This window comes from Enterobacter sp. UPMP2061 (assembly GCF_053709615.1).
This window is the reverse complement of record NZ_JBSKJP010000005.1, coordinates 17,959-30,617: the sequence shown is the minus strand read 5'-3', so window position 1 is coordinate 30,617 and position 12,659 is coordinate 17,959. Positions and strand designations below refer to the sequence as shown.

The 12,659-nt window shown below is 51.9% G+C and carries 13 protein-coding genes; all 13 read right to left on the bottom strand.

Features of this window, described 5'->3' with window-relative positions:
* Positions 1–69 precede the first annotated feature (69 nt).
* The 13 genes from ACWKXX_RS12165 to rsmG all read right to left on the bottom strand — a co-directional run bounded on the left by ACWKXX_RS12165 (position 70) and on the right by rsmG (position 12,612).
* A complete protein-coding gene (locus tag ACWKXX_RS12165) occupies positions 70–594 on the bottom strand; it encodes a fimbrial protein (protein WP_049134783.1) in 525 nt (174 codons plus the stop codon).
* A 331-nt stretch (positions 595–925) separates the two neighbouring features.
* Positions 926–2,755, bottom strand: a complete 1,830-nt coding sequence (gene glmS / locus ACWKXX_RS12160; RefSeq protein ID WP_015570148.1) for a glutamine--fructose-6-phosphate transaminase (isomerizing) — start codon at positions 2,753–2,755, stop codon at positions 926–928.
* Positions 2,756–2,980: 225 nt separating this feature from the next.
* A complete protein-coding gene (gene glmU / locus ACWKXX_RS12155; RefSeq protein ID WP_063624058.1) occupies positions 2,981–4,351 on the bottom strand; it encodes a bifunctional UDP-N-acetylglucosamine diphosphorylase/glucosamine-1-phosphate N-acetyltransferase GlmU in 1,371 nt (456 codons plus the stop codon).
* 138 nt (positions 4,352–4,489) lie between these two features.
* Entirely contained in the window at positions 4,490–4,909 is a 420-nt protein-coding gene (locus ACWKXX_RS12150) for a F0F1 ATP synthase subunit epsilon (RefSeq protein ID WP_006177560.1), read from the bottom strand.
* A 20-nt stretch (positions 4,910–4,929) separates the two neighbouring features.
* A complete protein-coding gene (atpD, locus tag ACWKXX_RS12145; RefSeq protein ID WP_015570150.1) occupies positions 4,930–6,312 on the bottom strand; it encodes a F0F1 ATP synthase subunit beta in 1,383 nt (460 codons plus the stop codon).
* 31 nt (positions 6,313–6,343) lie between these two features.
* The gene (atpG, locus tag ACWKXX_RS12140; RefSeq protein WP_003862364.1) at positions 6,344–7,207 is read right to left on the bottom strand and encodes a F0F1 ATP synthase subunit gamma; all 864 of its coding nucleotides are present in this window, start codon (positions 7,205–7,207) and stop codon (positions 6,344–6,346) included.
* A gap of 51 nt (positions 7,208–7,258) precedes the next feature.
* The gene (gene atpA, locus ACWKXX_RS12135; protein WP_003862367.1) at positions 7,259–8,800 is read right to left on the bottom strand and encodes a F0F1 ATP synthase subunit alpha; all 1,542 of its coding nucleotides are present in this window, start codon (positions 8,798–8,800) and stop codon (positions 7,259–7,261) included.
* Between the two features lie 12 nt (positions 8,801–8,812).
* The gene (gene atpH, locus ACWKXX_RS12130; RefSeq protein WP_015570151.1) at positions 8,813–9,346 is read right to left on the bottom strand and encodes a F0F1 ATP synthase subunit delta; all 534 of its coding nucleotides are present in this window, start codon (positions 9,344–9,346) and stop codon (positions 8,813–8,815) included.
* 14 nt (positions 9,347–9,360) lie between these two features.
* Positions 9,361–9,831 (bottom strand): F0F1 ATP synthase subunit B, encoded by a 471-nt coding sequence (gene atpF / locus ACWKXX_RS12125; protein WP_003862370.1) that lies wholly within the window; start codon positions 9,829–9,831, stop codon positions 9,361–9,363.
* Positions 9,832–9,879: 48 nt separating this feature from the next.
* Positions 9,880–10,119, bottom strand: a complete 240-nt coding sequence (gene atpE, locus ACWKXX_RS12120; protein ID WP_000429386.1) for a F0F1 ATP synthase subunit C — start codon at positions 10,117–10,119, stop codon at positions 9,880–9,882.
* Positions 10,120–10,168: 49 nt separating this feature from the next.
* Complete coding sequence (atpB, locus tag ACWKXX_RS12115) at positions 10,169–10,984, bottom strand: F0F1 ATP synthase subunit A (RefSeq protein WP_261665870.1); 816 nt, start codon at positions 10,982–10,984, stop codon at positions 10,169–10,171.
* Between the two features lie 8 nt (positions 10,985–10,992).
* Entirely contained in the window at positions 10,993–11,373 is a 381-nt protein-coding gene (gene atpI, locus ACWKXX_RS12110; protein ID WP_003862375.1) for a F0F1 ATP synthase subunit I, read from the bottom strand.
* A 615-nt stretch (positions 11,374–11,988) separates the two neighbouring features.
* Positions 11,989–12,612 (bottom strand): 16S rRNA (guanine(527)-N(7))-methyltransferase RsmG, encoded by a 624-nt coding sequence (rsmG, locus tag ACWKXX_RS12105; RefSeq protein WP_261665871.1) that lies wholly within the window; start codon positions 12,610–12,612, stop codon positions 11,989–11,991.
* Positions 12,613–12,659: the final 47 nt, after the last annotated feature.

The window sequence follows — 12,659 nt, the reverse complement described above, 5'->3', positions numbered from 1 at the left end:
GTTTCGCTGTCCATTAGACGTAAAGAAACCTGCCTTGCCAGGCCTGATTATATTTCGGAAAGCTAGAGGTTAATTACTGTAAGTGATAGTAAATTCAGAATCCGCATTTGCCACACCAGGCGTTACGGTTGCGGAGGTAGCAATATAGCGAGCCATGAACGGCAGTGTCGCCTTGCCATCAGCGTCGATATCTGCACTGACTGACTGGTTGTAGAGCTTCAGCAAGGTGTTGTCAGCACGGTTGTAGATGGCAACGGCAACCCCTGTAGCTCCGCCAGCGTTCAGTTTAAGGTAACCGTCTCCATCTTCTGTACCATCAAAGCGAGCGGTGGCTTTTTTATATGTATCAGGGCAATTTTCAAGATCGATCTGGAAAGCCTGTACGGAAGCCGTCGAGCCTGCACCAGAAAAGGCGGATTTATTGACTTTACCAAGGTCAACGGTTTGAGTTTGTGTTGGCGCAGTAACCTCACAGGTGCTGTCAATAATTTCGCCTGTAAAGTGTACAGTACCATTGCCGTTCCCCGCGTGCGCCTGCCAACCTAAAATCAAAGATGAGCAAACTAATGCGCTTTTAAAAAGTTTTCCATTCATTATGACATTATCCTGAAGTTATGAATAATCATGTTTCATTATTAAAACAAATATTGCCGAACCATCCCGGCCAGGAAATAGTAAACTGAAAAATGAAAATAACAAGGAGAAATAATATTGTATTAATTATTACTGATGGAATAAGAGAATAAACATAAGCGTTTTATTACTTAATATAATTTTATATCACACAGAAAAGTCGACACACTGTAATTAGTTTTTATTTAATAAGAAGTGGGAAACTTTATTTTTCAGAAAATATTTATGTTTTGATATAAAAATAACCCCGTAATCATAAATTAACGGGGTTATTCCTAAGTGATATATAATATTATTCTACGGTAACAGACTTCGCCAGATTTCGCGGCTGATCAACGTCGGTGCCTTTGATCAGCGCGACGTGATAAGCCAGCAGTTGCAGCGGAACGGTATAGAAGATCGGCGCAATCACCTCTTCCACATGCGGCATCTCGATGATGTGCATGTTGTCGCTGCTGGCGAAACCGGCATCTTTATCCGCAAAGACGTACAGAACACCACCACGGGCGCGCACTTCTTCGATGTTAGATTTCAGTTTTTCCAGCAGTTCGTTGTTCGGTGCCACCACGATAACCGGCATATCCGCGTCGATCAGCGCCAGCGGGCCATGTTTCAGTTCACCTGCCGCGTAAGCTTCAGCGTGAATGTAAGAGATCTCTTTCAGCTTCAGTGCGCCTTCCAGCGCAATCGGATACTGATCGCCACGCCCCAGGAACAGGGAGTGATGTTTGTCAGAGAAATCTTCCGCCAGCGCCTCAATGCGTTTGTCCTGAGACAGCATCTGCTCGATACGGCTCGGCAGCGCCTGAAGGCCATGCACAATGTCGTGTTCAACGGAGGCATCCAGACCTTTCAGACGCGCCAGTTTCGCCACCAGCATCAGCAGAACGGTTAACTGAGTGGTAAACGCCTTGGTGGAAGCCACGCCAATTTCAGTACCGGCTTTGGTCATCAGCGCCAGATCGGATTCACGTACCAGCGAAGAGCCCGGCACGTTACAGATGGCCAGCGAGCCCAGGTAACCCAACTCTTTAGACAGACGCAGCGCCGCCAGGGTATCAGCCGTTTCGCCAGACTGAGAAAGGGTGATCATCAGGCTGTTACGACGCACCGCAGATTTGCGGTAGCGGAACTCAGACGCGATTTCCACATCACACGGCACGCCCGCCAGGGATTCAAACCAGTAGCGCGAGACCATACCGGAGTTATAAGAGGTACCGCAGGCCACGATCTGAATGTGCTCGACTTTGCCCAGCAGTTCGTTGGCATTGGCGCCCAGCTCACTCAGATCCACTTCGCCGTGGCTGATGCGCCCGGTCAGGGTGTTTTTAATGGCGTTTGGCTGTTCGTAGATCTCTTTCTGCATGTAGTGACGGTAAGCACCTTTGTCGCCCGCGTCGTATTGCAGGTTTGATTCGATCTCCTGACGCTTAACCTGCTCGCCTTTCGTGTCGAATACGGTCACGCTGCGACGTGTCACCTCGGCAATGTCTCCCTCTTCCAGGAAGATAAAGCGACGGGTAACTGGCAGCAGCGCCAGCTGGTCGGAAGCGATAAAGTTTTCACCCATGCCCAGACCAATCACCATCGGACTACCGGAACGCGCGGCCAGCAGCGTGGACGGGTCGCGGGAATCCATGATCACCGTACCGTAAGCACCACGCAGCTGAGGGATAGCGCGCAGCACCGCATCACGCAGTGTACCGCCCTTTGCCAGCTCCCAGTGCACCAGGTGAGCAATCACTTCGGTGTCGGTTTCAGAGACGAAGGTATAGCCGCGCGCTTTCAGTTCTTCACGCAGCGGTTCGTGGTTTTCGATAATGCCGTTATGCACCACCACAATGTGTTCAGACACATGCGGGTGTGCGTTGCCTTCAGATGGCTCACCGTGGGTCGCCCAGCGGGTATGTGCAATACCGGTGCCACCGTGCAGCGGATGTTCTTCCGCAGCCTGGGCCAGCATCTGCACTTTACCGAGACGACGCAGACGGGTCATATGACCTTCTGCATCGACCACAGCCAGACCGGCTGAGTCGTAACCACGGTATTCCAGACGACGTAAACCTTCGAGAAGGATTTCAGCAATATCACGCTGCGCAACTGCGCCAACAATTCCACACATAGTTAGATTTCCTGATTATGGCGTTATGCCATGCGTTGTCGCTGACCTGTATTTGCCCTTTCCGGGCGCCCCGAGCCTTGTAGAGAGTGGGGTTATTTTTATGGGTACTGCTTGTGGGGGGAGATATATATTTATCTCCTCTCCCAGGTTTGCCTGATGTCGGCTACGCCTTATCAGGCCTACTCAATCGTAGGGCGGGTAAGCATAGCGCCACCCGCCTTGTTGTTACTTCTTCTTCACCGGGCGTTTCCAGCCCTGCTTGCTGACCTGCGGCACACGGCTTAACACCAGCTCGTTCTCGGCCACATCGCGCGTAACGGTTGTCCCGGCGGCAATGGTCACGCCTTTGCCCACGGTAACGGGCGCCACCAGCTGGGTATCGGAGCCTACAAACACATCATCACCGATGATGGTTTTAAACTTATTGGCACCGTCATAGTTACAGGTGATGGTTCCAGCACCGATGTTTACGTTGTCGCCAATTTCCGCATCGCCCAGATAGGTCAGATGACCGGCTTTCGAGCCCTTACCCAGACGCGCTTTTTTCATTTCCACAAAGTTACCTACGTGAGCGCCTTCCAGCAGCTCAGCGCCCGGGCGCAGACGCGCAAACGGGCCGATGGTACATGCCGCCTCAAGATGGGCATCTTCCACCACGCTGTACGGGCTGATTTCGCAGTCGTCACCGATCACGCTGTTTTTAATCACGCAGCCAGTGCCGATTTTGACGCGGTTGCCCAGCGTGACGTTACCTTCCAGGATAACGTTAGTATCTATTTCAACGTCGCGCCCGTGGGTCAGCGTGCCACGCAGATCGAAACGCGCCGGATCGCGCAGCATAACGCCCGCGAGCAACAGCTTTTCTGCCTGCTCGGACTGGTAAATACGCTCCAGGCGAGAAAGCTGGAGACGGTTGTTTACCCCGTCCGTTTCGCTGATGCGAGCCGGGTGAACGGCGGCAATCTCACGCCCTTCCTGGTACGCCATCGCAATGATGTCGGTGATGTAGTATTCACCCTGCGCGTTGTTATTGTTGAGTCTGGACAGCCAGCGCTTCATATCCGCACCGTTCGCAATCAGGATGCCGGTGTTGATCTCCTGAATCTGGCGCTGTTCGTCAGTGGCATCTTTATGCTCAACAATCCCGGTTACCTTGCCGTTTTCACGCGTAATGCGGCCATAGCCGGTTGGATCGTCCAGCACGACGGTCAACAAACCGATGCCGCCCTGCGGTTTGGCTTCACGTAGGCGAGTGAGGGTTTCAACGGAGATCAGCGGGACGTCGCCGTAGAGCATCAGGATATCTTCATCATCAGAGAAGAAGGGTGCAGCCTGCTGCATCGCATGGCCTGTACCCAACTGTTCTGCCTGTAGCACCCAGTTGAGATTGTCGTCATGCAGCGTTTTTTTCAGCAGATCGCCGCCATGTCCATAAACCAGATGCACCTGGCTGGCGCCTAATTCATTCGCTGCATCAATAACATGCTGAACCATTGGCTTTCCTGCCAGCGTGTGGAGCACCTTAGGCAGATCGGAATACATGCGGGTACCTTTGCCTGCGGCAAGGATCACCACGCTCATCGCACTGTTTAACATACGCATCCTGACGGTAGTTTGTGTGAGAAGTAAAAACGTTTGATGCTTAAAATTCTACATCTTTTTCATCATGAATTAAGGCCGAAAAAAAAAGCCAGCCTGGGATCCAGACTGGCTTTTGTGCTTTTCAAGCCGGTGTTACATCGCTTTTTTGGTCAACTCGATAACGCGCAGTTTCGCGATCGCTTTGGCCAGCTCCGCAGACGCCTGAGCGTAATCCACGTCACCATGAGAGCTGCTAATGTGCTCTTCAGCCTTACGCTTCGATTCCAGGGCTCGCGCTTCGTCGAGATCCTGGCCACGAATAGCGGTATCGGCCAGAACGGTCACACTGCCTGGCTGCACTTCAAGAATGCCGCCGGACAGATAGATAAACTCTTCATGACCGAACTGTTTAACGATGCGGATCATACCAGGCTTAATGGCGGTGAGCAGCGGTGCGTGACCCGGGAAAATACCCAGTTCACCTTCACTACCCGTTACCTGGATTTTCTCGACCAGACCAGAGAACATTTGTTGCTCTGCGCTGACGACGTCCAGGTGGTAAGTCATTGCCATATCACCCTCCGATTAAGGCGTTAAAGTTTTTTGGCTTTTTCCACGGCTTCTTCGATGGAACCAACCATGTAGAACGCCTGCTCTGGCAGGTGATCGTATTCGCCTTCCATGATGCCTTTAAAGCCACGGATGGTGTCTTTCAGGGAAACGTATTTACCCGGAGCACCGGTGAATACTTCCGCAACGAAGAACGGCTGGGACAGGAAGCGCTGGATCTTACGCGCACGTGCTACCACCAGTTTATCTTCTTCAGACAGTTCATCCATACCCAGGATGGCGATGATGTCTTTCAGTTCCTGATAACGTTGCAGCAGGGACTGTACGCCACGCGCGGTGTCGTAGTGCTCCTGGCCAACAACCAGTGGATCCAGCTGACGGCTGGTGGAGTCCAGCGGGTCAACGGCCGGGTAGATACCCAGAGACGCGATCTGACGGCTCAGTACCACGGTTGCATCTAAGTGAGCAAAGGTGGTGGCTGGGGATGGGTCAGTCAAGTCATCCGCAGGTACGTATACCGCCTGAACGGAGGTGATAGAACCGGTTTTGGTAGAGGTGATACGTTCCTGAAGAACACCCATCTCTTCCGCAAGCGTAGGCTGATAACCTACCGCTGAAGGCATACGACCCAGCAGTGCAGATACTTCAGTACCGGCCAGGGTGTAACGGTAGATGTTATCAACGAACAGCAGAACGTCACGACCTTCGTCACGGAACTTCTCAGCCATGGTCAGGCCGGTCAGCGCAACGCGCAGACGGTTTCCTGGTGGCTCGTTCATCTGGCCGTAAACCAGGGATACTTTATCCAGAACGTTGGAGTCGGTCATTTCGTGGTAGAAGTCGTTACCCTCACGAGTACGTTCACCCACGCCCGCAAACACGGAGTAACCGGAGTGCTCGATCGCGATGTTACGGATCAGCTCCATCATGTTTACGGTTTTACCTACACCCGCACCACCGAACAGACCGACTTTACCGCCCTTCGCGAACGGACACATCAGGTCGATAACTTTGATGCCGGTTTCCAGCAGTTCCTGAGAGCTGGACAGCTCTTCGTAGGAAGGTGCCGCGCGGTGGATAGCCCAACGCTCTTCTTCACCGATGTCGCCTTTCATGTCGATTGGCTGACCCAATACGTTCATGATACGACCCAGTGTTGCTTTACCTACCGGGACTTCGATCGGGTGCTCAAGGTCTTTTACTTCCAGACCACGACGCAGACCGTCGGAAGAACCCATGGCGATGGTACGCACGATACCGCCGCCGAGCTGCTGCTGAACTTCCAGCACCAGGCTCTCGTTACCATTCTGTACCTCAAGCGCGTCGTACACGCGTGGTACGGCGTCCTGAGGGAACTCGACGTCCACCACGGCGCCGATTACCTGGACAATCTTTCCAGTAGCCATCTTGAATCCTCTACGTAATTCGTAAACCTGGTTAAACCGCGGCGGCCCCCGAGACGATCTCGGTGAGTTCCTGAGTAATGCTGGCCTGACGAGCTTTGTTGTAAACCAACTGCAGCTCTTTAATCAGGCTGCCGCCATTATCGGTCGCGGCTTTCATCGCCACCATTCGTGCGGCCTGCTCGCTGGCCAGGTTTTCTACAACGCCCTGATAAACCTGAGATTCAACGTAACGACGCAGCAGGGTATCCAGCAGCGGTTTCGGATCGGGTTCATACAGGTAATCCCAGGCTTTCTGTTTCAGCTCGTCATCTTCTGATGCCGGTAACGGCAGCATCTGAGTGAGCGTAGGCACCTGAGACATGGTGTTAATAAATTTGTTGCTGACAACGTACAGTCTGTCCAGACGGCCTTCATCGTAGGCCTGCAACATCACTTTAACCGGGCCGATCAGTTCGGACAGGGACGGGTTATCACCCATACCGGTCACCTGAGCGACAATGTTGCCGCCAACGGAGTTAAAGAAAGAGACGCCTTTAGAGCCAATCAGTGCCAGATCGCACTGAACGCCTTTATCGGACCAGCCTTTCATATCCGCCAGCAGTTTTTTGAACAGGTTAATGTTCAAGCCGCCACACAGACCACGGTCAGTCGACACCACCAGGTAGCCCACGCGCTTAACGTCGCGTTCTTCCAGGTAAGGGTGCTTATATTCCAGATTACCGTTCGCAAGGTGACCAATCACTTTGCGCATGGTCTCTGCATAAGGACGGCTGGCCGCCATGCGATCCTGCGATTTACGCATTTTGGAAGCGGCGACCATCTCCATCGCTTTAGTGATCTTTTGCGTGTTCTGGACGCTTGCGATCTTACTACGTATCTCTTTTGCGCCGGCCATGAGCTTCTCCTCAATGCCAGACGGCTTGTCCTGAGACAAGCCGCCGGACGATTACCAGGATTGGGTTGCTTTGAAGGAATCGAGGATAGCTTTCAGCTTGCCTTCGATTTCGTCGTTATAGCCACCGGTCTGGTTGATCTCTTGCATCAGCGGAGCGTGATCACGGTCGACGTAAGCCAGCAGAGCGGCTTCGAAGCTACCGATTTTCGCCAGTTCCACATCTTCGAGGTAACCGCGTTCAGCCGCGAACAGTACCAGGCCCTGCTGAGCAACAGACATTGGCGCGTACTGTTTCTGCTTCAGCAGCTCGGTCACTTTCTGACCGTGGCTCAGCTGTTTACGGGTTGCTTCGTCCAGATCGGATGCGAACTGAGAGAACGCAGCCAGTTCACGATACTGTGCCAGCGCGGTACGGATACCACCGGACAGTTTCTTGATGATCTTGGTCTGAGCAGCACCACCCACACGGGATACGGAGATACCCGGGTTAACCGCCGGACGAATACCGGAGTTAAACAGGTTGGTTTCCAGGAAGATCTGACCATCGGTAATGGAGATTACGTTGGTCGGAACGAACGCAGAAACGTCACCCGCCTGGGTTTCAATGATCGGCAGAGCGGTCAGAGAACCTGTTTTACCCTTCACTTCACCTTTGGTGAAGTTCTCGACGTATTCCGCGTTAACGCGGGAAGCACGCTCCAGCAGACGAGAGTGGAGGTAGAATACGTCGCCCGGGAATGCTTCACGTCCTGGTGGACGACGGAGCAGCAGGGAAACCTGACGATAAGCAACGGCCTGTTTAGACAGGTCATCGTATACGATCAGCGCATCTTCACCGCGGTCACGGAAGTATTCGCCCATTGCGCAACCGGCGTATGGCGCCAGGTATTGCAGTGCAGCAGATTCAGACGCGGTTGCTACCACAACGATGGTGTTAGACAGTGCGCCGTGCTCTTCCAGTTTACGAACCACGTTGGAAATGGTGGACGCTTTCTGGCCGATAGCCACGTACACACATTTGATGCCGGAATCACGCTGGTTGATGATGGCGTCGATTGCCATCGCGGTTTTACCGGTCTGACGGTCACCGATGATCAGTTCACGCTGACCACGACCGATTGGGATCATGGCGTCAACGGACTTATAACCCGTCTGCACTGGCTGATCAACGGACTGACGGTCGATAACGCCTGGTGCGATAACTTCGATTGGGGAGAAGCCATCGTGCTCAACCGGACCTTTACCGTCGATTGGCGCACCCAGGGTGTTAACAACGCGACCCAGCAGGCCACGGCCAACCGGTACTTCCAGAATACGGCCAGTACACTTAACCTTCATGCCTTCGGCAAGGTCAGCGTATGGACCCATCACAACGGCACCTACGGAGTCGCGCTCCAGGTTCAGTGCGATAGCGTAACGGTTACCCGGCAGGGAAATCATCTCACCCTGCATACAATCGGCCAGGCCGTGGATGCGGATAACACCGTCACTTACAGAAACAATAGTACCTTCGTTGTGAGCTTCACTCACAACATTGAACTGAGCAATGCGCTGCTTGATCAGTTCGCTGATTTCGGTGGAATTCAGTTGCATGCTCCAGTCCCCTTAAGACTGCAAGACGTCTGCAAGGCGCTCAAGACGGCCGCGTACGCTGCCATCAATGACCATATCACCCGAGCGGATGATTACGCCTGCCATTACAGACTTATCGATTTTGCAATTCAGCTTAACTTTGCGTGACAGACGTTTTTCCATCGCGGCGGTGATTTTCGCAAGCTGTTCGTTACTCAGTTCAGTCGCAGAAGTTACTTCAACTTCAGCGGTAGCTTCACTAAGGGCACGTAAGTGCTCAAACTGCTCGAGAACATCCGGGAGCACACGGAGACGACCATTTTCCGCCATCACCTTAATCAGGTTCTGGCCGTTGGCATCCAGTTGCTCTCCGCACACGGCGATAAACGACGCGGCGAGGGTTTCAGGCGCTAACGCACCAGAAAGCAACTCGGCCATTTGTTCGTTTTTCGTCACCTCAGCGGCAAACGCCAGCATATTCTGCCAGCGATCGACATTTTGGTGTTCGACAGCAAAGTCAAAAGCTGCTTTGGCGTAGGGGCGAGCTACCGTAACAAATTCAGACATCAGCCCCTCCCTCCTTACAGTTCAGCGACAAGTTTGTCCACGATGTCGCTGTTAGCAGCTTCATCCACGGAACGTTCGATGATCTTCTCGGCGCCAGCAACAGCCAGAATCGCAACCTGCTTACGCAGTTCTTCACGAGCACGTTTACGCTCAGCTTCAATTTCAGCCTGAGCCTGTGTCACGATCTTAGTACGTTCCTGTTCTGCTTCAGCTTTGGCTTCGTCCAGGATCTGAGAACGGCGTTTGTTAGCCTGTTCAATGATTACCTGAGCTTCAGCTTTCGCTTTTTTCAGCTGGTCTGTCGCGTTGGCCTGTGCAAGGTCCAAATCTTTCTTAGCGCGTTCTGCGGAAGCCAGACCGTCAGCAATTTCTTTCTGACGTTTTTCGATGGCAGCCATTAAAGGCGGCCATACATACTTCATGCAGAACCAGACAAAGAGAATAAACGCGATGGCCTGGCCGAGGATTGTTGCGTTCATGTTCACAGCACAATACCTCTTAAATTTCTGTGGCTTGGGGTTTTAAAACAACTACTACGCGACAGCAAACATCACGTACAGACCCAGACCTACAGCGATCATTGGGATTGCATCCACCAGACCCATAACGATAAAGAACTGAGTACGCAGCAGAGGAATCAGATCAGGTTGACGCGCTGCGCCTTCCAGGAATTTGCCCCCGAGGATGCCGATACCGATCGCAGCACCGATAGCCGCCAGACCCATCATCACAGCGGCAGCCATGTACAGCAGATCCATATTCAGGTTTTCCATGACAGTCTCCAGTTTGTTTCAATTAAAACGTAGTAGTGTTGGTAAAAAATCAGTGCTCTTCAGACGCCATCGACAGATAGACGATCGTCAGAACCATGAAGATAAAGGCTTGCAGCGTAATGATCATGATGTGGAAAATGGCCCATGGCACATTCAGAATCCACTGTGACCACCACGGCAGAAGACCCGCGATCAGAATGAAAATCAGCTCACCCGCATACATGTTGCCGAACAGTCGCAGACCCAGTGAAACAGGTTTGGACAGCAGGCTAACGCCTTCCAGGATCAGGTTGACCGGAATAAACGCCCAGTGGTTGAACGGCTGCAAGGTAAGCTCTTTCACAAAGCCGCTTACGCCTTTCATTTTGATGCTGTAGAACAGAATGAGGATAAATACGCCCAGCGCCATAGACAGGGTGATGTTCACGTCGGCAGACGGAACCACGCGCAGTGCAGGCAGGCCGAGTACATGCTCACCGATCCAAGGTAAGAAATCGATAGGCAGGAGGTCCATCAGGTTCATCAGGAAGACCCAAACGAACACGGTCAGGGCCAGCGGAGCAATCAGTTTGCTCTTACCATGGTACATGTCTTTCACGCTGCCATGGACGAAGCCGATGATCATCTCGATGAACGTCTGGAATTTCCCTGGAACACCGCTGGTCGCCTTTTTAGCAACGCTGCGGAACATGGCCAGGAACAGAAGACCCAAAACCACCGAGAAGAACATGGAGTCGATGTTGATCGTCCAGAAGGTGGCCGGGGGGTTATGTGGATCCACCAGCGAGAATGTACGCAGGTCCAGCTGAAGGTTATTCAGATGGTGACCTATGTAATCCTGCGGCGTCATATTTTCTGAAGCCATGATGCCTTTTACCCTTTGTTATTGATTACAGCTGGAGCCAGAACTTGTACCACCAGCACCAAAACCCACGTTGCTATCAGCGGCATGAATACCACTTTCAAAACCGCCAGCGCCATCACCAGTAGAGCAAAGGTCAGCAACACCTTACACACTTCGCCGAGAGCGAAGGACCAGGCCACGCGGCCTTTGGCGGGTGTATGCGCCTGATGACGCCAGGCAAAAATCATAAACAACACGTTTGGCAGAACCACCGCCAAACCTCCGCACGCGGCGGAGATGCCCCAGAAGGGGTCTTTGAGGCTAAACAGCAGTCCACTTGCTATCACAGCCAGAAACTGAATGAACAGAAGCTTACGAGCAACGTTTCTACTCAAGAGCGACACAGACATCACGTTTTTACTCCTGCTCCCTTCGAGGTATGCCGCGTGTCGTATAAAACGTCCTTTAAGGCTCAGAGTCAAGCATCAAAAAGCGGTCAAATTATACGGTGCGTACCCGTGATTTCAAACATTAAGTAGCGAAAAGGTGAATAAATGTTTAAATATTTTTCCCCAGTCCTATTTTTCAACTTTTGACCTAAGTGCCGACCTTCAGGCAAAACTGCAAACAGCGCGGAAACGTTGGTGATAAAGCGTGCACGAGATCACAAAATACACATTTGCGATAAAGTGGTATTTATCAAAGACGTAAAACGATTTATTTCATCTGTATGAAATTAAAGCAAAAAAATCGCAACTATTTTTAAAACAGAGCCGTATACAACAAAAACCTTTTATTGACATTCTTAATAAATATTTAACATTCCATTCTTGTTGCCTTTACCCACTTTTAGCAGGCTGATATTTTCATGGTTGATTATCCTCAGAGTGAACAACTCACTTCAGGTTAACCATAAGAAAACCCATGGTAACAACAAGGTTAAATTAACAACGGCCAAAACAGACGGGATGTGCTGCTTTTTAACACGATCAGAACAGCACAAATTCCACATTTTTTATTAATTTTTAAAAAGTGTTTGGCTTAATTATCACCAGATGACGCTCACCTTCGAGCTGAGGGATCTGAAGTTTCTCAATGGATTCGACAGCAAAACCGTCCGGAAGCTGCTCGATTTCGTCCCCCGGAAGTTGCCCTTTCAGCGCATAAAAACGCCCCTTCTCCGCCGGCAGGTGTTTGCACCAGCTCACCATGTCATTGAGTGACGCAAATGCGCGGCTGATAACGCCGTCAAACGGTGGCTCACCCGGGAACTCCTCTACCCTGCTCTGCACGGGCATGATGTTTTCCAGCTTCAGCTCATGCTGGACCTGGCGTAAAAAGCGTACGCGCTTACCCAGGCTGTCCAGCAGCGTGAATTGACTCTCCGGTCGAACAATAGACAACGGAACGCCCGGCAAGCCCGGGCCGGTGCCCACGTCGATAAAACGTTCCCCGTTCAGATATGGCGCCACGACGATGCTATCGAGAATATGGCGAATCAGCATCTCGTTGGGATCGCGTACGGAGGTGAGGTTGTACGCTTTATTCCATTTGTTCAGCATATCGACATAGGCCACCAGCTGATTTTTCTGGTGATCGGTGAGCGAAATACCTGCCTGTTCCAGCAGACGAGAGAGATTATTGAGCACGGTGGATACCTGTTGAGAAACTTAAGTGGCGGGTGGCGCTTCGCTAA